The 20,754-nt window shown below is 53.4% G+C and carries 18 protein-coding genes; 6 read left to right on the top strand and 12 right to left on the bottom strand.

Annotated elements, in window-relative coordinates; genetic code table 11:
- The first annotated feature begins 19 nt into the window (after window positions 1–19).
- On the top strand, window positions 20–922 hold the full coding sequence (locus tag FD737_RS17075) for a LysR family transcriptional regulator (RefSeq protein ID WP_058960088.1): 903 nt from the start codon (window positions 20–22) through the stop codon (window positions 920–922).
- A 30-nt stretch (window positions 923–952) separates the two neighbouring features.
- Here FD737_RS17075 and FD737_RS17070 read toward each other — a convergent pair whose 3' ends face one another.
- The 5 genes from FD737_RS17070 to soxR all read right to left on the bottom strand — a co-directional run bounded on the left by FD737_RS17070 (window position 953) and on the right by soxR (window position 5,873).
- The gene (locus FD737_RS17070) at window positions 953–2,602 is read right to left on the bottom strand and encodes a Na+/H+ antiporter (RefSeq protein ID WP_160834083.1); all 1,650 of its coding nucleotides are present in this window, start codon (window positions 2,600–2,602) and stop codon (window positions 953–955) included.
- Window positions 2,603–2,741: 139 nt separating this feature from the next.
- Entirely contained in the window at window positions 2,742–4,091 is a 1,350-nt protein-coding gene (locus FD737_RS17065) for an NCS2 family permease (protein ID WP_160834082.1), read from the bottom strand.
- A 152-nt stretch (window positions 4,092–4,243) separates the two neighbouring features.
- On the bottom strand, window positions 4,244–4,531 hold the full coding sequence (locus FD737_RS17060; RefSeq protein ID WP_058960085.1) for a hypothetical protein: 288 nt from the start codon (window positions 4,529–4,531) through the stop codon (window positions 4,244–4,246).
- Between the two features lie 158 nt (window positions 4,532–4,689).
- Window positions 4,690–5,352 carry a glutathione S-transferase family protein gene (locus FD737_RS17055; RefSeq protein ID WP_160834081.1) on the bottom strand — a complete coding sequence of 221 codons (663 nt, stop codon included), beginning with the start codon at window positions 5,350–5,352 and terminating at the stop codon, window positions 4,690–4,692.
- A gap of 44 nt (window positions 5,353–5,396) precedes the next feature.
- Window positions 5,397–5,873, bottom strand: a complete 477-nt coding sequence (gene soxR / locus FD737_RS17050; RefSeq protein WP_160834080.1) for a redox-sensitive transcriptional activator SoxR — start codon at window positions 5,871–5,873, stop codon at window positions 5,397–5,399.
- A 97-nt stretch (window positions 5,874–5,970) separates the two neighbouring features.
- On the opposite strand from soxR, the gene soxS reads away from it, so the two are divergent.
- The gene (gene soxS / locus FD737_RS17045) at window positions 5,971–6,399 is read left to right on the top strand and encodes a superoxide response transcriptional regulator SoxS (protein ID WP_097118958.1); all 429 of its coding nucleotides are present in this window, start codon (window positions 5,971–5,973) and stop codon (window positions 6,397–6,399) included.
- Window positions 6,400–6,651: 252 nt separating this feature from the next.
- Window positions 6,652–6,933 (top strand): YjcB family protein, encoded by a 282-nt coding sequence (locus tag FD737_RS17040; RefSeq protein WP_034826901.1) that lies wholly within the window; start codon window positions 6,652–6,654, stop codon window positions 6,931–6,933.
- A 55-nt stretch (window positions 6,934–6,988) separates the two neighbouring features.
- On the opposite strand, the gene FD737_RS17035 is transcribed toward FD737_RS17040, so the two are convergent.
- Both FD737_RS17035 and FD737_RS17030 read right to left on the bottom strand, forming a co-directional pair.
- On the bottom strand, window positions 6,989–7,939 hold the full coding sequence (locus FD737_RS17035) for an ATP-grasp fold amidoligase family protein (RefSeq protein ID WP_034826903.1): 951 nt from the start codon (window positions 7,937–7,939) through the stop codon (window positions 6,989–6,991).
- An 8-nt stretch (window positions 7,940–7,947) separates the two neighbouring features.
- Window positions 7,948–9,204 (bottom strand): polysaccharide biosynthesis C-terminal domain-containing protein, encoded by a 1,257-nt coding sequence (locus FD737_RS17030; protein ID WP_058960083.1) that lies wholly within the window; start codon window positions 9,202–9,204, stop codon window positions 7,948–7,950.
- Between the two features lie 527 nt (window positions 9,205–9,731).
- On the opposite strand from FD737_RS17030, the gene FD737_RS17025 reads away from it, so the two are divergent.
- A complete protein-coding gene (locus tag FD737_RS17025; protein WP_097118957.1) occupies window positions 9,732–10,127 on the top strand; it encodes a transposase in 396 nt (131 codons plus the stop codon).
- Between the two features lie 903 nt (window positions 10,128–11,030).
- Here the strand turns inward: FD737_RS17025 and FD737_RS17020 are convergent.
- Both FD737_RS17020 and FD737_RS17015 read right to left on the bottom strand, forming a co-directional pair.
- The gene (locus FD737_RS17020; RefSeq protein ID WP_058960082.1) at window positions 11,031–11,984 is read right to left on the bottom strand and encodes a DMT family transporter; all 954 of its coding nucleotides are present in this window, start codon (window positions 11,982–11,984) and stop codon (window positions 11,031–11,033) included.
- A gap of 72 nt (window positions 11,985–12,056) precedes the next feature.
- On the bottom strand, window positions 12,057–12,887 hold the full coding sequence (locus FD737_RS17015) for an AraC family transcriptional regulator (protein WP_097118955.1): 831 nt from the start codon (window positions 12,885–12,887) through the stop codon (window positions 12,057–12,059).
- Window positions 12,888–13,011: 124 nt separating this feature from the next.
- Between FD737_RS17015 and FD737_RS17010 the strand changes: the two genes are divergently transcribed.
- A complete protein-coding gene (locus tag FD737_RS17010; RefSeq protein WP_097118954.1) occupies window positions 13,012–13,539 on the top strand; it encodes an isochorismatase family protein in 528 nt (175 codons plus the stop codon).
- 55 nt (window positions 13,540–13,594) lie between these two features.
- On the opposite strand, the gene FD737_RS17005 is transcribed toward FD737_RS17010, so the two are convergent.
- From FD737_RS17005 to ssb1, 3 genes are all read right to left on the bottom strand, one after another.
- Complete coding sequence (locus FD737_RS17005) at window positions 13,595–14,824, bottom strand: DNA-processing protein DprA (protein WP_160834079.1); 1,230 nt, start codon at window positions 14,822–14,824, stop codon at window positions 13,595–13,597.
- Entirely contained in the window at window positions 14,824–16,920 is a 2,097-nt protein-coding gene (locus FD737_RS17000) for a RecQ family ATP-dependent DNA helicase (RefSeq protein ID WP_160834078.1), read from the bottom strand. Before FD737_RS17000 ends, FD737_RS17005 begins: the two co-directional genes overlap by 1 nt.
- Before the next feature lie 114 nt (window positions 16,921–17,034).
- Window positions 17,035–17,586 carry a single-stranded DNA-binding protein SSB1 gene (ssb1, locus tag FD737_RS16995; RefSeq protein WP_034826920.1) on the bottom strand — a complete coding sequence of 184 codons (552 nt, stop codon included), beginning with the start codon at window positions 17,584–17,586 and terminating at the stop codon, window positions 17,035–17,037.
- A 222-nt stretch (window positions 17,587–17,808) separates the two neighbouring features.
- Here ssb1 and uvrA point away from each other — a divergent pair, with 222 nt between their 5' ends.
- Complete coding sequence (gene uvrA / locus FD737_RS16990) at window positions 17,809–20,640, top strand: excinuclease ABC subunit UvrA (protein WP_097118951.1); 2,832 nt, start codon at window positions 17,809–17,811, stop codon at window positions 20,638–20,640.
- The last annotated feature ends 114 nt before the right edge of the window (window positions 20,641–20,754 follow it).

Raw genomic sequence — 20,754 nt, 5'->3', positions numbered from 1 at the left:
TGCCAAAAAGGAATGTTTGATGGACGTCCGCGCCCTACGCTATTTCACCGAGGTGGTACGCCAGCAAAGTTTCACCCGTGCCGCTGAGAAGCTGTTTGTCACGCAGCCGACCATCAGCAAAATGCTGCGCCAGTTAGAGGAAGAACTCGGCTGCACGCTGCTGCTGCGTGAGGGCCGCAAGCTGCATCTCACCGACAGCGGTCAGGCGGTGTATCAACGCGGGCTGGCGATTCTGCAGGAGTTTCATCAACTGGAAGCGCAGATTGGCGATATCAATGAATTGAAAACCGGTGAACTGCGGCTGGGCATCCCGCCGATGGTCGGGATGCAGATCGCCGGTTCGATCTCCGCGTTTCGCCGCCGCTATCCGGGTGTGCAATTGAAGATTGTCGAATCCGGCGGCTTAACGGTGCAGCAGGCCGTGCTGAACGGCGGGCTGGATATCGCCCTCACTGCGCTGCCGGTCGATGCGGATTTGCCGCTCAATACGCTGGAACTGATGCGTCATCCTTTGTGCGTGCTGCTGCCGCGCAGCGCGCAGTGGCTCAATCGCAGCAGCCTGGGTCTCAAGGAACTGGCGGCTCATCCACTGCTGATCCTGAATGAAGAGTTCTCGCTTAATCGTCAGTTGATGAAGGCATTTCAGCGTCAGGGGCTGACGCCGGAGATTGCGGTGCGCAGCGCGCAGTGGGATTTCCTGGCAGCAATGGTACAAGCCGAAATGGGGCTGGCAATTTTACCCGAGCCGATTTGCCAGCGGCTGGATAAGCAATCGCTGCTGTGGTTGCCACTGGAATCGGAGTTGCAGTGGAGTCTGGGTTTGATCTGGCGCGAAGGCAGCTATCTGTCGCGCAGTGCGCAGGCGTGGATCGATTGCTGCCGCGAGCATTGGCCGGACGCGCCGCCACGGTTATCGGTGTAGCGGCGCTATATGCTAGCTGTTGAGCTGTGCTTACTCCTCTTTCTCAATCAACAACGCTTCCAGCAGGTCGAGATCGCGCAACAGCTTCTGCATCGTCTCGTTGGAGATCTCCTGCGTCGCGCGCAGATGGTAAACCTCGGCGCGCTCGGCACGCAGGGCATTGAGGCGGAAACGACGCTCCAGGTTTTCGGCAAACAGCGCCTGATCCACCTCATCTTTGCCCACCACGCGGCGGCGCAGATTGCCAATCACACGCAAACTGACCTCTTTCAACAGTTCCGGATCGATATTCTCTTCTGCATCGTTTTCCAGTCGCTGCTCCATTTTGTGCAGGCTCTCAATCGCCACATTGGCCATTGTCGCACGCGCATACTGGATTTCACGGCGATGTCCCGATTTATCGGTGCTTTCCATACCGCGTAACAATATCGGCAGCAGAATCACCCCGACAAACAGCGAGAACAGAATCACGCCGGTGGCAATAAACACCAGCTCATAGCGCGCCGGGAACGGTTCGCCATTGCTAAGAAACAGCGGAATCGACAGCACACCGGCCAATGTAATGGCACCACGCACACCGGCAAAAGAGGCGATGAGCAACTCACGGAATGAGTAGTTTGAGAATTCCAGCGGCTTCTTCTTCAGGAAACGCAAACTGGCACGTTGCATCATCCACAACCAGCCAAAGCGCACAATCATCAAGGCGACATACACCAGGGCAACATCGGTGAACAGCATCCACAGCTCGACGTTCGGATCGGCATTGGCTTGCGCGACGGAAGTTTCCAGAATGTCCGGCAGTTGCAGGCCCAGCATCAGGAACACCATGCCGTTAAACACAAACTCCAGCATCTGCCATACGCTATTCGCACGTAAACGCATCGCCAGCGGTGCCTGGCGGATAATGCCAGAGCGCGTGATGGTCATACCCGCCGCAACTGCCGCGAGGATACCTGACACGCCCAGATGCTCAGCAATCAGATAAGAGGCGAAAGGCAGCAGCAGCAGTAGCACGGTTTGCGTCGCCGGATCGTCACCGCTCCAGCGGCTCAGCAGACGTAGCGAACGGCCATATAGCCAGCATACCGCCACACCCGCGACCAGACCGCCGATCGCCACTTTGAGGAACTCCACGCTGGCGCCACCCCAGGTAAACACCATGGTGCCCATCGCCACCGCGACCGCAAACTTCAGTGATACCAGGCCGGATGCGTCGTTCATCAGGGCTTCGCCCTGCACAATCGACATGATCTTTTTCGGGATGCGCCCTTCCCCGACAATGCCGGAGAGCGCCACGGCATCGGTAGGTGACAGCACCGCAGCCAGCGCGAAGGCAGGGATCAGCGGAATACCCGGCACCAGCCAGTAAATCAGATAACCAATTCCGACCACGGTAATCAGCACCAGCACCAGTGCCAGGCCCATGATTTCGCGTCCGTGGTGCAGGAATTCGTTAATCGGCGTTTTCCAGCCATCGGCAAACAGCAGCGGCGGAATAAACAGCACGAGGAACAGTTCGGGGTCAAAATCGACATGCAGGCCAAAGCTCGGCACGGCCAGCAATGCACCAGCGGCAATCTGCACCAACGGCAGGGGAATTTGGAACGGCAATATGCGCGCCGCCACGCCGGAGAGTGACACCACCAGCGTCATGATGAGAATAGTAAAGAAGATTTCCATGCTTTCCTTAGGCGAATCAATTTCATTAAAGCGATGTTGTTGCGCAGGAAAGTGTAAAACAAAACGCCGCACAAAGGGGCAACCCTGCGTGCGGCGTGAACCAGAAAGAGACTTATCTGGAAATAAGCGCGTTCAAAAGTCAGATGGCCCAACCACCCGCGTAGAAGGCCACCAGTGCAACAGCAATCACCACGGTGCCCACGTTCAGCCTGCGCCATTCACCCGCAAAGAGGCGGCCAATCACCAACGAGCCGAAGCCGAGCATGATGCCAGTCACGATGTTGCAAGTCAGGACGATGAACACGGCAGTGACCAAACCCGACATCGCATCGACAAAGTCATTGAAGTCAATCTTCGCCACGTTGCTCAGCATCAGCAGGCCAACGTACATCAACGCTGGCGCCGTCGCGTAGGCCGGAACCAGATAGGCCAGCGGGGACATAAACAGAATCAACAGGAACAACAGACCGACGACAATCGCTGTCAGGCCAGTTTTACCGCCCGCAGCCGTTCCGGCTGCAGATTCGATATACACCGCCGCAGGCGAAGCACCGACTAAACCGGCAAACAGGCTGCTGACGGAGTCGGTGGTCAACGCGCGGCCACCGTTAATGATCTGGCCGTTTTTATCCAGCAGATTCGCCTGGCCCGCCACTGCACGAATGGTGCCGGTGGCATCAAATACCGCGGTCATCACCAGCGCCAGCACACTTGGCAGCACCACCGGTTGCAGCGCAACCATGATATCGAGACTAAACATCGCGGATTGGCCGTTGGCATCCTTCAGGCTCGGCATAGCGAATAGCCCCTGATAGGTGACAGCCGGATCAAAGATCAGACCCACCACAGAAATCGCTACGATGGTCAGCAAAATTCCGCCTGGCACACGACGTTTTTCCAGACCAAAGATGGCCGCCAGCCCGATCAGCGCCATAATCACCGGGAACGAGGTGAAGTGGCCGAGTGCCACCGGCAAGCCCGGCGCTGGGTTCTTCACAACCAGGCCAATACCATCGGCCGCAATCAGCAGCAGGAACAAGCCAATACCGACTCCCGTGCCGTGCGCCACGCCCATCGGCAGGTTACGCAAAATCCAGGCGCGAATCCCGGTGACCGAAATCAACGTGAACAGCAAGCCCATCAGGAATACCGCGCCAAGGGCAACCGGGACGCTAATGTGCTGGCCCAGCACCAGGCTAAACGCGGTGAAGGCGGTCAGGGAAATCGCACAGCCGATCGCCATGGGCAGGTTGGCCCACAATCCCATGATGATCGAACCAAAGCTGGCGACCAGGCAGGTCGCTACAAACACGGCAGTCGGCGAGAAGCCGGCTTTACCCAGCATACCCGGTACGACAATGACGGAGTAAACCATGGCTAAAAAGGTGGTTAGCCCCGCCAAAATTTCCTGACGCACGCTGCTGCCGCGTGCCGAGATGTTGAACCAGGCGTCCAGTTTTCCACTGGCCGGGCGTGAGTCGCCAGACATAGTAAATCCTCTGCGTTTTTTAAGATGTAATGAGCCCCACGGCCCGCGTTTGCGCATCATCCTGGTGAAGGTTCTCAAAGAGAAAAGAGGCAAACGTTTACGTGGCCGCGTATTCCAGGTCGTAAAAGGGGGACACGGAAAAAGGCAAACGATTATCTGGCGTTTGCTATGGGGTTTTCAACTACTAATCGATTATCAGGCAGGATAAAGCGCAGACTGGCGCGGGTTAACAACGTGGTTACACTGCTTTTGGCGAAACTTAAGGGGTCGGAACTGGCTGGAAAATATCGATATTTTTCATTCATCGCACAGTTTTCCTCCCCAACTGCACCGATGGTAAGAGGTGGATGCCTCATGAAGCGATAATTAACTTGAGGCCCAGCAAAGGCCCGCCCGAAGAGCAAAGCGTCCGCGCCATGGACGGCGCGGCCGATCTGCATGGATGCGTTATTCCTTTGCGATCGGGCGGGCCTTTGCTGGGCATGACACCCAACTCACAGCGATAATCCACAGCACCCAACCCACAACGACTAACCCACAGTACTCAACCTATAGTACCCAACTCACAGCACCCAACCCACAGCACTGCAGCGACAAACTAACTAAACGTAATCGCCCCGCCCTGCTCAATCGCGCGTTGCCAGGCAGCACGTTGCTGCATCGATTCCAGCCAGCGTGCGGTGGCCGGCATCTCTTTCAACGATCCCCGCACTTGCAACGCCAGCAGCGGGAAACTCATCTGCACATCGGCGATGCTAAACCGTGACCCGGCGAAATAACGATGCTGGCTAAGATGCTGCTCAATCACGCCACTGTGCAGTTTTAGCTGCTTGTTCAACCAGGCCTTCTGAATCCCTTTGCTCAACGCCATGCCTGCCGGACGTAAAATCCACGGCACCGGCTTCTTCCCGAGTTGCCCAAACACCAGCTTCATCACCAGCAATGGCATCAGCGACCCTTCTGCGTAATGCAGCCAGTAACGCGCCTGAATCTGTTCATCCTCATCCGTGATGGCGAACAAATGCTCTCTATCATATTTCTGCTGCAGATACGCCAGAATCGCCCCTGACTCGGCGATCACCCGATTGCCATCAGTAATCACCGGCGACTTACCCAGCGGATGAATCTTCTTTAATGAATCCGGCGCCAGCAGCGTGTCCTCGCGCTGATAACGCTTAATTTGATACGGCACCGACAGCTCTTCCAGCAGCCACAACACGCGATGCGAACGGGAATTTTCCAGATGGTGAACAGTAATCATGCGGTTTTCCTTGCCGGTAAAAGTCTCCCGGCAAGTATAGCGGATTAACCTTTATGCTCGTCCTGTTCAGGGTCGAGTAACACCGCTCCCGAACCTTGCTGCGCCAGACGGTCACCGGGATTACGCAGTGGACAATCGCGCATCGATAAGCAGCCACAGCCAATACACCCATCCAAATCGTTGCGCAGGCGCGTCAGGGTTTCGATACGCTTATCCAGCTCTTCACGCCAGTGCTGCGTCAGCGCATCCCACTCCTGTGTCGACATACGCTTGTTGGCTGGTACATGCATCAAACTGTCGCTGACAGTGGCCAGCGGAATACCGATGCGCTGCGCAATCTTGATTATCGCCACACGGCGCAGCACATCGCGGCTGTAACGCCGTTGATTGCCGCCATTGCGCGAACTGAAAATTAAACCTTTGGTTTCATAAAAGTGCAGCGCGGAAACGGCCACGCCGCTACGTTTCGCCACTTCACCCGGCGTTAACACCCGTTTTGGGTAATTGCGTTCTTTTTTCATTTAGGGCCTTTACCTCAAGTTAACTTGAGGAATTATACTCGCACCCCATCAAAACTTCGAATTTCAAACCCGATAAACCTTTCAGAAGGATGAGGCTATGATGCAACAGGAAATCATTTATTCACTGACACACTGGATCGATGAAAATCTGGATAAGGCCCTGTCGATCGACGAAGTGGCAGCAAAATCCGGCTACTCAAAATGGCACCTGCAGCGTATGTTCCGTACCGTGACGAAACAAACGCTGGGTGGCTATATTCGTGAGCGCCGCCTGACTCTGGCCGCTGAAGCGTTACGCCAGACTCAGCGTCCAGTGTTCGATATCGCGATGCAATACGGTTACGATTCACAGCAAACTTTTTCGCGCGTGTTCCGCCGTCAGTTTTCCCAGACGCCGACCGCCTATCGTCACACCATGCGCCGTCAGGCGATGATTCAGCGTCCGCGTCTGCTGAGTTTCGATTGCAGTGAAAACATGAACAGCTTTGCCCAGCGCACCACCGGCGAGTGCTGCCCGGTTCAGTGACATTCTGCGCGCCCTTCACGGGCGCACCTTCCCGCTTTGCCTCTGCCATCTCCCCCGCTTCGATAAAAATCTTTCTACCATACCAGGTATAAATTTTGTTCAAACTTTCAAATCGGGTGATATAATGTGACCCAAGTCACAGATTTACACCCACGTAAGACGGCCAGAAGGGCCTCCCTGACCCTCCTTCTCTGCCGCCAGTGATGTCCAATCAATGTCAGGGATATTACTGATTTGAAGAGGTTTTTGCAGATGGCTACGTTAACCACCAGTTTAATCGTCATGCGTTGGGAGCTGCTCAGCGCCATCATGATGTTCTTTGCCAGCACCATGAAAATTAAACTGCGTCAGAACAGTCACCACGTGATGGCACTGATGTGCGGCGGTATTGGTGTAGGCATGTCATGCTGGTTTGTCACCGGCCTGCTCGGCATTACCCTGAGCATGGAAAATCTGCACAACTTCATGGAAATCTCCAAAAACGCCTTCGTTGAAGTGATGAGCCAGACGCCTGCTGATTGGCCGATGCCTTAATCGCAGCCAATAAAAAACCCCGCTAAGCGGGGTTTTTTATTTTGCTGTGTGATACTCAAATTTTCTTCAGTACGGCTGGAATAGCGACTTCCGGCACCGTCACACCCGGTATCTGCGTACCGCGGCGGTCTTGAATCCACATATCACCCATCATCTGGTTTAATCCACGGTCCAACCCGGTCACTAACCCGGCACCTGGCGTAAACGTCAGCTCGCCAAAGTAAATCCGATCACCATCGATATACCAGTCCACACGCACATAATCAAAATCGCTCGCCAGGGTTTTACTGAGCGCTAATGCGTGCTGTAACTGCGCCATTTGTGGATTCACATCCAGCCCGGTATCGCGAATTTTGTGGTACGCCTCATTGAGGTTGTTCACATAAAAATTCATCGACAGTAACGGGTTACATCGGTTGTAAATCACCTGCAGCACATATTCAAAGCTGCCGTCACGCTTGTTGAACATGTGAAACTTGTAATCAATCGGCGCAGTTTTGCCATCACCAATGTACTGCTCCACCAGGATACGCGGCTTGATGTAGCGATAGTGAATCTCACGCGCTTCATTGGCAAAGTCGGTCTTCAACCAGCGATGGCAGTCACTGATAATTTTCTGCTTCTTCAGCGCATCCGGCTCTTCCAGCAGGATTTCCACCATATTGGAGCCGTGATTGGGCTTAATTACCGTGTTCTTCCAACTCGGCAGCGTATGCAGCGAGTGCGGGTCGCTGGTCTCATACACCAATGGGATCAGGTATTCGCTGCCCACTTTCTCGGCGATGTATTCGCGCACCGAATATTTATCCGACAGGCGGCCATAGATTTGGTAATCGCCAAAAACGAATTTCCGGTACAGCACCTTCTCATTAAACACTTTCGGTTGACGCAAATTGGGCAGTTTGCGGAATTTATGAAAGTAATAGATGCGGTCCTGGTAAGCCCAGGGCATCTTCTTGATGAAGTACTGGACACTTCTTCTGAGTTCATCTTTCAACTTGAGCATATCGGACCTCATTTGTAGGTTTTGTAGTTGAGTGAGGAAACTTGAATCTTCTGAATGACGCCGTTATTGAAGAAGTAATTCATTACGGTGAGGGACAGAAGTTCAGAGATGAAGACGCTCCAGGCGGCACCCATGATGCCGTAGCCCTGGATCAGCCACCACGACAGCGGCAGACTGATCACCATCAGGCAGATGATCTTCTTCAGCAGATAGTTAAATCCGCCCTCTTTCACCATGTAGCGATACGCTACGGTCCCCATTGCCGAAAAGCAGGTTGCTAACGACAGTAACGTAATGAGACTCCCTGACTGTGTGTACTCGTGACCATACAAAGCGATGATGATTTGCTCGCCATACAGCGCGATCACCGCTAACAACAACAATGAAACACCCATGACATAGCCGTTCAGCCGCGCAGTGAGCTTGATGGCGGCTGCTCCGCGCTCCCGGAAGATCTCCGAGAAGCAGGAAGTGATGATGGCAACCGGAATGAATATCCAGGACGCCGAAATGGTATTAGCGGCAGCAAACAGGCCGAGATCGCGAGCGGAGGCTATACCCGCCAGAAACATCTGGGCCGCCTTAACCTGCACGGAAATGAAGATGCTGGAAATTGCCAACGGTAAACCGGCGTACAGCAGATAACGCAGGTAGGTATTGCGCTTCTCCTGCGGTGGCGCCATGTCCTGGTTTTCGCGGTAAAAGTTAGACCGTTTAATGACGTACGGCACCAGCGTGACCATGACAATCGACAGCGTCAGCCACAAGGGATTGAGGTGCAGCCAGGCAATGGCGAAACTCAGGGTAAAGCCCAACAGCAGGCCGACCGAGTTGGCAACGGTATTGAGTCGGGAAGCCAGACGCGCATTGTTATAAACGCTGAACGTATCCTGCGTCACAAAAACGGAGGAGATAAACGAGGCCAGGGCAAATGCGAGGAAATTTTCCTGCATGTTGTACCACACCCAAATCAACACCGGGATGGAGGTCAGCAACAACAAGACCAACCGCATGGTGCGGGCCACCGCCATCAGCCGCAGGCCTTTCGGCGCACTTTTGCTGATGCGTTTGAACAGGATGGTTTCGGTACCGAAAATCGCTACGGTCTGTACCATCGAGAACAACGAGGTTGAAAACGCCATCTGACCGAATATGGTCGGGCCAAATGACTTCGCCACGTAGGAGGTCACAAATATGACGCCGAACACCGAGACGATCTTCTCAGACATCATCCAGGCGGCATTAGACATTACGCTCAATTTCATCGACTGATCCTTAGTATTACTTACAGCAACTGCCTTTCGGTACAACGTCCTTGAAATGAATTAACAAGCGCTCAGTGGGCCTGACTTAAATTAATAACTTCAAACCAAACTGGTCCGAAAAATGAGACTCCCGTCAGGATTCTTTGAATGAATTCAGGAAAATTCCGATTAAACCTGGTGCGAAACTCTGCGGATGTAAACGATTTCAGCCTGAATTCGAAGCAAAGGTTTACTGGCACACCCTGTGATTTTCACAAACAGGTTATGCCGTATTTCCAATGATTGTAGTATTTTTCTGCATTTGGGATGGAATGAATCTATATCAAAAACCCAAAGCCAGGAAGGCGTTCAATGGCATTCAGAATAAAATAAGATTTATCCCATGATGATATTTATTCTAAATAACTTAATTTAAACATCGCAATTCTAATCGCGCACTTTAATACTGCATTAATACTCTTTTTGCAGTACCAGATATTAATACAGTAATTCTCATCCACTAATTGATAAGAAAGGTAAGAGCATTTATGAGAAAGTCACGATATAGCGAAGAGCAAATCACAAATGCCATTAAAGCTTCTGAAACGGGAGTGAAAGTCAGGGAGATTTGTGAAGAGCTTGGCATTTCCGAGGCCACCTTCTACAGCTGGAAGAAAAAGTTCTCTGGGCTTTCTTCAGAAGAAGGCAGAAAAATCAAAGAGTTGGAGGATCAACTACAAAACCTTACCCGTGAACTGCAGTCGTTGAGTTCCGATAAAGAGATGCTGCAAAGCGTGCTGAAAAACTTCTTCACTACAAATGAGAAGCGGCAAGCCGTTAACTTCCTTCAAACCACCTTCGACATTGGAACGCGTCGCAGCTGCCGCTTGCTGGATATTAGCCGCAGTGTTTACCACTATCCTTCAGGCTCCGATAATCGTTAACACCATTAAGACCGTTGTTATTTGACTTAATGCTGAGATTTGTTCTTACCAGAAGAGATGAAGATCATTTAATTCGGCGTTCGTAACATAACAATTCGCACCATTTTTTCCTGATGAATATCATCGCGGATTTGCTTCCTTTTTTGCGGTAAAATTGATTCACATCAGCAAAAGTCTCGCTATTCAAGCCTTTCATACGCAGCCCAATCTCATTACGGTGAGATTGGCGCTTCGTTTTATTACTTAATTGATATTAATGATCAGGACTGAATACCGATAAATCTGTTAAGCCATCATGAACAACGACATGTAATCGCCCTCACAGAAACTCTTATTTTTTTTGGACCTGTCACTTCAGGTGATGATCACAGCTCACTATTTTGCCAGAGTGATGCGCTGATAATCGCACCAGGATTGTTCCGGATTAGAAACGTTATCACGCCTAAACAATAACAGTAAAAAATGGCGACTTATGGGAAATATCGCCCGGTAATTCATCGCTGTGTTTAATCATTTTTTCATGCAAATTCAGCGGATGTTTCTCAACACCGGAGCAGCATCTTGAGAAAATGGTGGCTTAAAGCGGTGATTTTCAGTGCCAAATCGCAGTAAAAATGCAGATAGAACACCTTTTTAACCCTGCCGGCGCCGTTTTTTTTACCCTTCCCCGCGGGTTATCACCTCGTTTCCACCCGCTGGAGTGACAGGATTGCCCCCCTGAATGCAACATGAGTTATGACAAAGTGGGGTAAAAACAGGCAAGGATAAGCGAGGGAAAGTTATATCACGGTGGTGACTGAGGATATAAATGGCGAAGAGGAGCGCAAAACAGAGGGGGCAAATTCCTAAAAAAACTGAAGAAAGGGCTGCTGAGCCCCTCTACTCAGCAGCCAGAAATTCATGTTAAAGCGCGCTGACTTTCGGCTGCGGTTTAATACGCATGGCATAGATTACGCCAACGATGAGACAGCCAATACCAATGCCAGTGAGCAGCGGCGGCCAGCTCTGTCGCCAGAGGAAGGTCCACAGCAGACCCGCCAGCGTTTCGAACACAATCAGCGGCCCCATGATGACCGTTGGCACACGCTGGCTGGCCGCATTCCAGCATAGCGTGCCTAACCATGAACATATCAGCCCAATCGCCAGCATGATGAGGAGAAAACGCGTGGGCTGTGGGCCAAATGGCAGAGCGAACTCAGGCTGCTGCCAGTAAAGCTGACCGCACACGAATAAATAGAACACCAGCGCCAGCGGTAAGGTCACCAACCCTTGTGCCGTTGCCCAGCTACCGGCTTTATGCTGTGGATGCGCGCGCAGCCAGATGCCATTGCGCAGCGGATACCAGGTCCAGCAGGCGACCGCTAAAATCGCCAGTAACAGCCCTGTCAGGTAGCGCGACCAGTCAAATTCCGGTCCCTGCATTTGCATCTCAGCGGCATTCACGCAGCCCAGGCCAGCAGCAATAATCAGTAGCGCCGGAAAGAGTTTACGCCAGGAAAGTCGCCCTTCAAGATGGCCGTAGCAAAGGTTGGCCGTCACGGTGATGACCACCGGCAAGGTGCCAATTATCATGGTCGAGATGGGCGCACCGGTGCGCTGGATAGCGCTGGCGAGGCAGGCGTAATAGAGCAGATTACCGACCAGCGATAATTTCAGCGCCTCCAGCCAATCTTTGCGCGCCAGTTGTTTAAGACGGCGGCGATCCAGCCACGCCAGCGGCAAGACGACCAGACCGAATGCCACATAGCGTCCGGCTGATTGTAGGGTGCCCGGATAGTCTGGGATCAACAGTGGGCCGACAAAAATCAGCCCCCACATCAGTCCTGCGGCAAGTGCAAATACGATTCCAGCAAACATTCTTTTTTCCTTTATGACCTTTCCGCCGCAGTGTGGCGTAACCGGATAATAAAGGCTTGTAGCAGATTGCGGTTAACGTGAGGGGAAAACTTGCTTTTGATAACGCCCTGGCGTGATGCCATAACGGTGAGCAAACGCGCGCGTGAGGTGTGCCTGATCGGTCAATCCAACAGCCGCCGCTACCGAAGCCGCGCTTTCTCCCATTCCTAAACGTTGCTTGGCTTCGAACAGGCGAAAGGCCATCAGCATCTGATGTGGCGTAACATGGAAGTGGTGTTTAAAACTGCGGAGAAAATGCCACGGCGACAAAGACGCCAGGGCGGCCAGCTCATCAAGACGAACCGGCTCCGCCAGGTTTTCACGCAAATAGGCTTTTACCGCATCAAAGCGATGGGCGCCCTCTTCGGGTCGGGATTTTCCCTGATGTGCCAGCGGGCGTAATAGCTCCAGCAGTTCCAGCAACAGACTCTCGCGTTCCAGCGCACTGGTGGCTTGCCACATCTGTGCCAGACGCTGGGAAAAGGGCTGTGCCAGGCGGACATCTGTGCGCAACGCTTCACTAAACCACCAGTGACGATCGCCGGTAAGCCGCTCCATCTCCTGCGGATCAATATAGATCATGCGATAACGCCAGCCCTCATCACAGGCCGATTCCCCGGTGTGCAATTCATCAGGGTTCATCATTACCAGTGAATGCTGCGGTGCCGTATAGTGCGTGCCGCGGTAGCGAAAACGCTGTGCACCCGATTCAATGGTGCCGATACCGAAGGCTTCATGGGTATGCGGCTCAAAAGCGTAACGCGAGATGTGCGCCTGATACAGCTCGATACCCGGCAGTTCAGCAAAATGCTGGAACTGCGCCTGATCGCACTTATCAGGAAAGATTTCCGGAACCACCTTCACGTCACACCTCCTAAAAACAGGTTAATTAGCATGCGCGGCGGCGAGCTGAAATGCAAAACAGATTTGCTTTACCTGCATGCGTAACAATCGCGATACTGTCATCCCCTATATAAAGGAGGCAGTGATGGCTAATCGGGTTGTCGTGGTAGTGGATATGCAAAACGGCGTGCTGGCTTCGCCACGTTTTGATCGTGACGGACGTTGTCAGCGCATCAATCAACTGACGGCAGCGGCCGATCAGGTGATTTTTATTCAGCACGTTGAGCCAGGCCTCGAAGTAAACAGCGAAGGTTGGCAGATCGTGCCGGAATTGGATCAGCCAGCCAACGCGATCTACGTTAACAAGACCGCCTGTGACAGTTTTTGGCAAACCGACCTGGCGGCTCAGCTTGATCAACATGGCATTGAGAGCTTTGTGATTTGCGGCTGCGCGACCGATTACTGCGTGGATACCACCATCAAAGTGGGTGCCAGCCTGGGCTATCACATCACCGTTGCCGCCGATGCGCATACCACCGCTGACCGGACTTACGTTTCCGCACAACAGCAGATCAATCAGCACAATGAAATCTGGGCGGATTTGATTCTGCCGGGCAACCCGGTGTTAGTGCGTGATACTGAGGTAATTTTGCGGGAGTGGCGGCCGCATTAGCAGTCACTTTGCCGGGCAGAATTGTCCGGCTTCCATTATGGGCGGCATTCAGCAGCTAGATTTTACGCTTCCATTGATAACGGTTTGATCCTGCCAGCTGTTCAATCAGCCCCTCATGCTCCGCACGCTGCAACCATTCAGTCAGCTGAATCTGATGCAGACCGGTTCGCAAGCCCAGATCTTCAATCGTGACCGGATAGGCGGCCAGTGCAGGCAATTGCGCCTGAAAAATCAGGTAAAAATCGGATGGATGCCAGATTCCTTCTGGTTCCTGAGCCACATTAGCATCCGCGATCTTGTCGGGCATCGTGTGCCATGCGCCGCTCAATAGATCATCCTGCTGGTAAGGCTGATGACGATGAGTCGTCATCCATTGCGCAACATCAATGTCATCGGGGTGAGCAGCGCACCATTGCCCACCCTGTGTGACCAGTTGGGCGTTGCTGGCCTGTACATCGTCGGTCGGCTTAACCCACAATGGTACCCATTTCTTGCGCAGATTCTCTTCCGCACCAGCCAGCGTACCGCCCTTGTGACCCGCGTGTACGACCAACGCACTCTTCGCCAGGCAATAAACATATCGATTGCGCGCCATCGCTCGACCCACAGTAAAGCCTGCTTCCGGATAGAAAGGCGAAAGCAGCAATAACTTTCCTGCCATGAGACCTTTACGCCATTTGGCGCTGGTCGCAGCGGTGAGCAGACTATCACTGAGGACACCAATGACGGCTCCGTTATGTTGCAAAGCGCCCAGCATCGCGGCTTCATCAATGCCTCGTGCACCACCCGAAATCAGATTTATATTCGCAGAGACAATTCTTGCCGCAACCTGACGACTGAACGTTAAATCCCGCTCGCTGGCATTTCTTGACCCAACCACCGCAAGGCCTGGGTGATTTAACAGAGTGATATCACCACAGCCGAATAGCACCGGCGGCGCGTCAGTGCGCAGCTGTTGCTTTAGCAGCCTTGGATATTCAGCGTCAGAACGTGTTAACACCCACAACCCCGCACGCTGCCAGCGTTCAATCGCTAACGCCAGGCTATGTCCACGGCTCAGTAGCGCTTCAATACGCTCGCGCGTGATATGAGAATCAACCCAGCTGGCTAGCATGACATCAGCACCAGAGCCGAGCAGATCGGCGGGTGTTGCAGGTTGTTGTTTCAGCCACAGGGCGAATCGCCCCCATTCAGCATTACCTAGCGGCTTCACCTCATCCTCACTCTGGCGCGAGAAGTCGCTGGTTAACAAAAGCGTTGCCTGTGCAACAGGAGATAAATTCATCACTCTTTCACCGTTGAGGTTGCCAGCGCCAGTGGATAGACAATGCCGCTACCCGCTTGCTGAAGCAGGGCTGCAGTCACTGCCATCGTCCAGCCTGAATCGACAATATCGTCTACCAGTAACACGGCAGTGGCAGGCAGGTCAGCGCTGGTGGAAAATGCGCCATCCAGATTACGACATTGATGGAAGCGATTATTCTGCAGACGTTGCTGAGGGTTATCTTTCACTTTCTGCAGTGCATCGACAAAGGGTATGCCGAGTCGCTGTGCCAATCGGCGGGCAAAATCCGCTACCAATTGAGGCTGACGCAACGACGGTACGCAGCAAACCCACCGTGGAGCAGGTGCTGGCTGCCAGCGCTGTTCAATCATTTCCACTATGGCAGCAACCAGTTCATCACTGAAATGACCGGCTGCTTTCTCGGCCACTACGCGAGATCCCCATCCGGCATCTCCCCAGCGCGAAAGCACCCGACCTTCCTGCGCACGCAGAGCGGCAGGTAAATTGCCGCGAAAACCGTACTCTTCAAATGCCTGAGCAGCCACCTGAATTTTGGGCAAAATCACCGTTTCGGCGCGCTGTAGAAAGGTCGCTGCCTGATGAGCCAGTGTCGCATCCACCTGCGGGTCAATCAAAGGTCGACCGAGGCAGCTGGCACATTTGCCACAGGATACGGGGTCTGTGTCATCCAGTGATAATCGCAGAAACGTCATCAGGCAACTGCGCTGTGAGATATAACGCTGCACCTCCTGCCACTCTTGCTCGCGCTGTTGCGTCAGATGCACGATACGTTCGCGATCCAGCAGATAAGCGACCGGCGTTCTCCGCCATTGGGATTTGACCTTAATCACCGGAGCAGGATTCTCAACGCTGAGCAATTTCAGCACTTTTTCAATTTGCCCCTGGCGCAGATTGGTCTGCTGTTCGATATCACGAATCGACAACCCATCACTCTCCTCCAGCACTTGCAAAATATCATATACCTGAGTTTCTGCTGGAAAAGCAGACTGCCGGAAAAACTGGTGAATATCGCGATCTTCACCGCCTGACATCAGCACGCCAACCGCATGGTCGATGCCACGTCCTGCACGCCCTACCTGTTGGTAGTAAGCAACAATGGAAGCGGGTGCCTGATAGTGCAGCACGAAGCTCAAATCAGGTTTGTCATATCCCATTCCCAGTGCGGTGGTGGCCACCAAAACTTTCAATTGGTTAGTTAGCAGCAAGGTCTCAAGGTGTTGACGATAGTCGTTGCTGCTGTCGAAACCAGCGGCCTCAACGCTGCCATGATAGGCGCGCGCATCAATGTGCTGCGTGCGTAACCAGGCCGCAACCTGCTCGGCATCCCGCACGGTGAGCGTATAGACGATACCGGTTCCCGGAAGAGAGGGAATGACCTGCGCCAGCCAGGCAAGGCGAGAGGCCTGATTCGGCAAAATGAGCGTTTGCAGCGCCAGACTTTTACGAATCAGCTCACCGCGCTGAATCACAATGTCGCCCATCTGTTGCTGTATATCTGCAACGACACGATTATTGGCGGTAGCGGTGGTGCCGAGCACTGGCGTATTCGCCGGTAGTTGCCGCAAGATGCTGACAATGCGCCGATAATCAGGACGGAAATCGTGCCCCCAATCGGAGATACAGTGCGCCTCGTCAATCACCATGAGCGCGATACGGTTGGCAATCGGCTGCAGTACGGTTTCGATGAATTGATCATTGGCGAGACGTTCTGGAGAGATGAGTAAACAATCGACCTGATTGTCCAGCATCCGTTGTGTCACTGAAGACCAGGCACTGCTGTTCGAAGAATTGAGGGTTTCAGCAACAATACCCAGTCGACGAGCCGACTCAATTTGGTTACGCATCAGCGCCAGTAGCGGTGAAACAATGATGGTCGGACCCATACCGCGATCGCGAAAAATTTTGGCGCTGATAAAATAGACGGAGCTTTTACCCCATCCCGTGCGCTGCACCACCAATAATTTCTGTCGATGATTGACCAAAGCATCAATCGCTTCCCACTGCCCACGACGAAACTGAGCCTGCTCATCCGCCAGTGCGGTTTTTAATAACACTTCTGCCTGATGCTGTTTCATTATCACTCCTTGATGGGAAATGCGTCCCTTCTTTTGATTGAGAAACCTGAGAGCCAGATACAAAAAAGCCCCGTAAAACGAGGCCTTAGCGAGTAGTTATGCGTGAGCGTTGACTCAGAACGGGATGTCGTCGTCAAAGTCCATTGGCGGTTCGTTGTTCGCCGGTGCGCTCTGCTGCTGCGGACGCTGTTGTGCGCCGCCGCTGAACTGGTTGCCGCCCTGAGGCTGCTGCTGAGGTTGCTGTGGCTGGCCCCAACCGTTGTTATTGCCGCCGCCCTGGCCGCCCATCGGTGCGCCGCCTGCGTTCGCGCCCTGCTGACGTCCACCCAGCATCTGCATGGTGCCGCCAACGTTCACCACCACTTCGGTGGTGTATTTTTCCTGACCGCTCTGATCCTGCCATTTACGGGTACGCAGCTGGCCTTCGATGTAAACCTGAGAGCCTTTACGCAGGTATTCACCCGCCACTTCAGCCAGTTTGCCGAACAGCACAACGCGGTGCCATTCAGTGATCTCTTTGTTTTCACCGGTTTGCTTGTCGCGCCAGCTTTCCGACGTGGCCAGCGTAATGTTGGCTACCGCGCCACCATTTGGCATGTAGCGCACTTCCGGATCCTGACCCAGATTCCCGACAAGAATCACTTTGTTTACGCCACGACTGGCCATGTTGCTGTCTCCCGATGAGTTGATGCTAAAAGTCTAAGCCAAAAATTGTATCACGTCACAATGACGGTGCCCACTTCAGAGCAGGCTCGCAATTTTTATTTGGCACACAGAATAGCAAAAACACTGGATATTTATTCAGTTTATTTTTTGTGCCATACTAACGCGTTTCTGCTGGTCATGCTGGCAAGGCATGGCGAGTGTTGTTCAATCCGGGAAAGGTGAATGGATAAGATCGAAGTCCGCGGTGCTCGCACCCATAATTTGAAGAATATCAACCTGATCATCCCTCGCGATAAGCTGATTGTGGTCACCGGTCTGTCGGGTTCCGGTAAGTCTTCGCTGGCGTTTGATACGTTGTATGCCGAAGGTCAGCGTCGCTATGTTGAATCGCTCTCGGCCTATGCGCGCCAGTTTCTTTCATTAATGGAGAAACCGGACGTGGACCATATTGAAGGTCTCTCGCCCGCTATCTCTATTGAGCAGAAATCCACATCGCATAACCCGCGCTCGACGGTCGGGACCATTACCGAAATCCATGACTATCTGCGTCTGCTGTTTGCCCGTGTGGGTGAGCCGCGCTGCCCGGATCACGATGTTCCGCTGGCAGCACAGACCGTGAGCCAGATGGTGGATCAGGTGATGGCGCAGGAAGAAGGCCGTCGTCTGATGCTGCTGGCACCCGTGGTGAAAGATCGCAAAGGCGAACACACCAAAACGCTGGAAAACCTCGCGGCGCAAGGCTACATCCGCGCCCGTATCGATGGCGAAGTCTGTGATCTCTCCGATCCGCCAAAGCTGGAACTGCAGAAGAAACACACCATCGAAGTCGTGGTGGACCGCTTCCGCGTGCGCGATGACCTGGCAACGCGCTTAGCCGAATCCTTTGAAACCACGTTGGCACTGAGTGGTGGCACCGCCATCGTCGCCGACATGGATGACAGCGATGCCGAAGAGCTGCTGTTCTCGGCTAACTTTGCCTGCCCTATTTGTGGCTACAGCATGAGTGAACTGGAACCGCGCCTGTTCTCGTTCAACAACCCGGCTGGTGCCTGCCCAACGTGTGATGGGCTCGGCGTGCAGCAGTATTTCGATCCCGATCGTGTGGTGCAGAACCCTGAACTGTCACTGGCTGGCGGTGCAATTCGTGGCTGGGATCGCCGCAACTTCTATTACTTCCAGATGTTGCGCTCGCTGGCAGAGCATCTGGATTTCGATGTCGAAGCGCCGTTCAACAGCCTGAGCGACAAAGCGCGTGAAGTGATTCTGTACGGTTCCGGCAAAGAGAGTATCGAATTTAAATACATCAACGATCGGGGCGACACTTCGGTACGTCGTCATCCGTTTGAAGGTGTGCTGCACAACATGGAACGCCGTTATAAAGAGACGGAATCCAATGCGGTGCGTGAAGAGTTGGCGAAATTCATCAGCAACCGCTCCTGCACCAGCTGCGAAGGCACACGCCTGCGCCGTGAAGCACGCCATGTATTTATTGAGAATACCAACCTGCCGACCATCTCTGAGATGAGTATTGGCCATGCCACCGACTTCTTCCGCAATCTGAAACTGAGCGGGCAGCGTGCGCAGATCGCCGAAAAAATCCTGAAAGAGATCGGCGATCGCCTGAGCTTCCTCGTTAATGTCGGTTTGAATTATCTGTCGATGTCGCGTTCCGCAGAAACCCTCTCTGGCGGCGAAGCGCAGCGTATTCGTCTGGCAAGTCAAATCGGTGCGGGTTTGGTGGGCGTGATGTATGTGCTGGATGAGCCCTCAATTGGTCTGCATCAGCGCGATAACGAACGTCTGCTTGGTACGCTGATTCACCTGCGCGATCTCGGCAACACCGTGATTGTGGTCGAGCACGATGAAGATGCGATTCGCGCCGCTGACCACGTGATTGATATCGGTCCTGGCGCGGGTGTGCACGGCGGTCAGGTGGTGGCTGAGGGTGACGTGAATGCCATTATGGCTAACGAAGCTTCGCTGACCGGTCAGTATCTGAGTGGCAAGCGCGAAATCGCCATTCCGCAACAACGCGTGAAAGGCGATCCGGCAAAAGTGCTGAAACTTACCGGTGCGCGCGGCAACAACCTTAAAGACGTCACATTGACGATTCCGGTGGGTCTGTTTACCTGTATCACCGGTGTATCCGGTTCCGGTAAATCCACGCTGATTAACGATACGTTGTTCCCGATTGCGCAGCGTCAGCTGAACGGCGCGACCACCACGGAAGTGGCGCCGTATCGCGAGATCGCCGGTCTTGAGCATTTCGATAAAGTCATCGACATTGACCAGAGCCCTATTGGCCGTACGCCGCGCTCGAACCCTGCTACTTACACCGGCATTTTCACCCCGGTGCGTGAGCTGTTTGCCGGTGTACCTGAAGCACGTTCCCGTGGCTACAATCCAGGACGCTTCAGCTTTAACGTGCGCGGTGGACGTTGCGAAGCCTGCCAGGGCGATGGCGTGATCAAGGTCGAAATGCACTTCCTGCCGGATGTGTATGTGCCGTGCGATCAGTGCAAAGGCAAACGCTATAACCGCGAAACGCTGGAGATTAAATACAAAGGCAAAGGCATTCACGAAGTGCTGGATATGACTATCGAAGAAGCGCGTGAGTTCTTTGATGCCGTCCCTGCGCTGGCGCGTAAACTGCAAACGCTGATCGACGTGGGCTTGTCCTACATTCGCCTCGGTCAGTCTGCAACCACGCTGTCAGGCGGTGAAGCGCAGCGTGTGAAACTGGCGCGTGAGCTGTCGAAACGCGGTACCGGGCAGACGCTTTATATCCTTGATGAGCCAACCACGGGTCTGCACTTTGCTGATATTCAGCAGTTGCTGGAAGTGCTGCATCAGCTGCGCGATCAGGGCAATACCATTGTGGTGATTGAACACAACCTCGACGTGATCAAAACCGCTGACTGGATTGTCGATCTCGGCCCAGAAGGTGGTAGCGGCGGCGGCGAAATCCTGATTTCTGGCACGCCAGAAACCGTGGCGGAGTGTGAAAAATCCCACACCGCTCGCTTCCTTAAGCCGATGTTGAAGAAGAAGTAAAATTGAAGGCCCGCAGTGCGGGCCTTCTTATTTCTTTCAATCCACAGACGCCGCACTCTCTAGTTTACTCGCTGAATATTGCAGTCAGTCGGGCCTGATACCTCGCTGTCAGAT

The sequence above is a fragment of the Pantoea sp. Seng genome (assembly GCF_009829935.1).
GTDB classification, from domain to species: domain Bacteria; phylum Pseudomonadota; class Gammaproteobacteria; order Enterobacterales; family Enterobacteriaceae; genus Pantoea; species Pantoea communis.
Note: the sequence above shows the minus strand (reverse complement) of the source record. Positions and strands in the feature narration are given on the sequence as shown.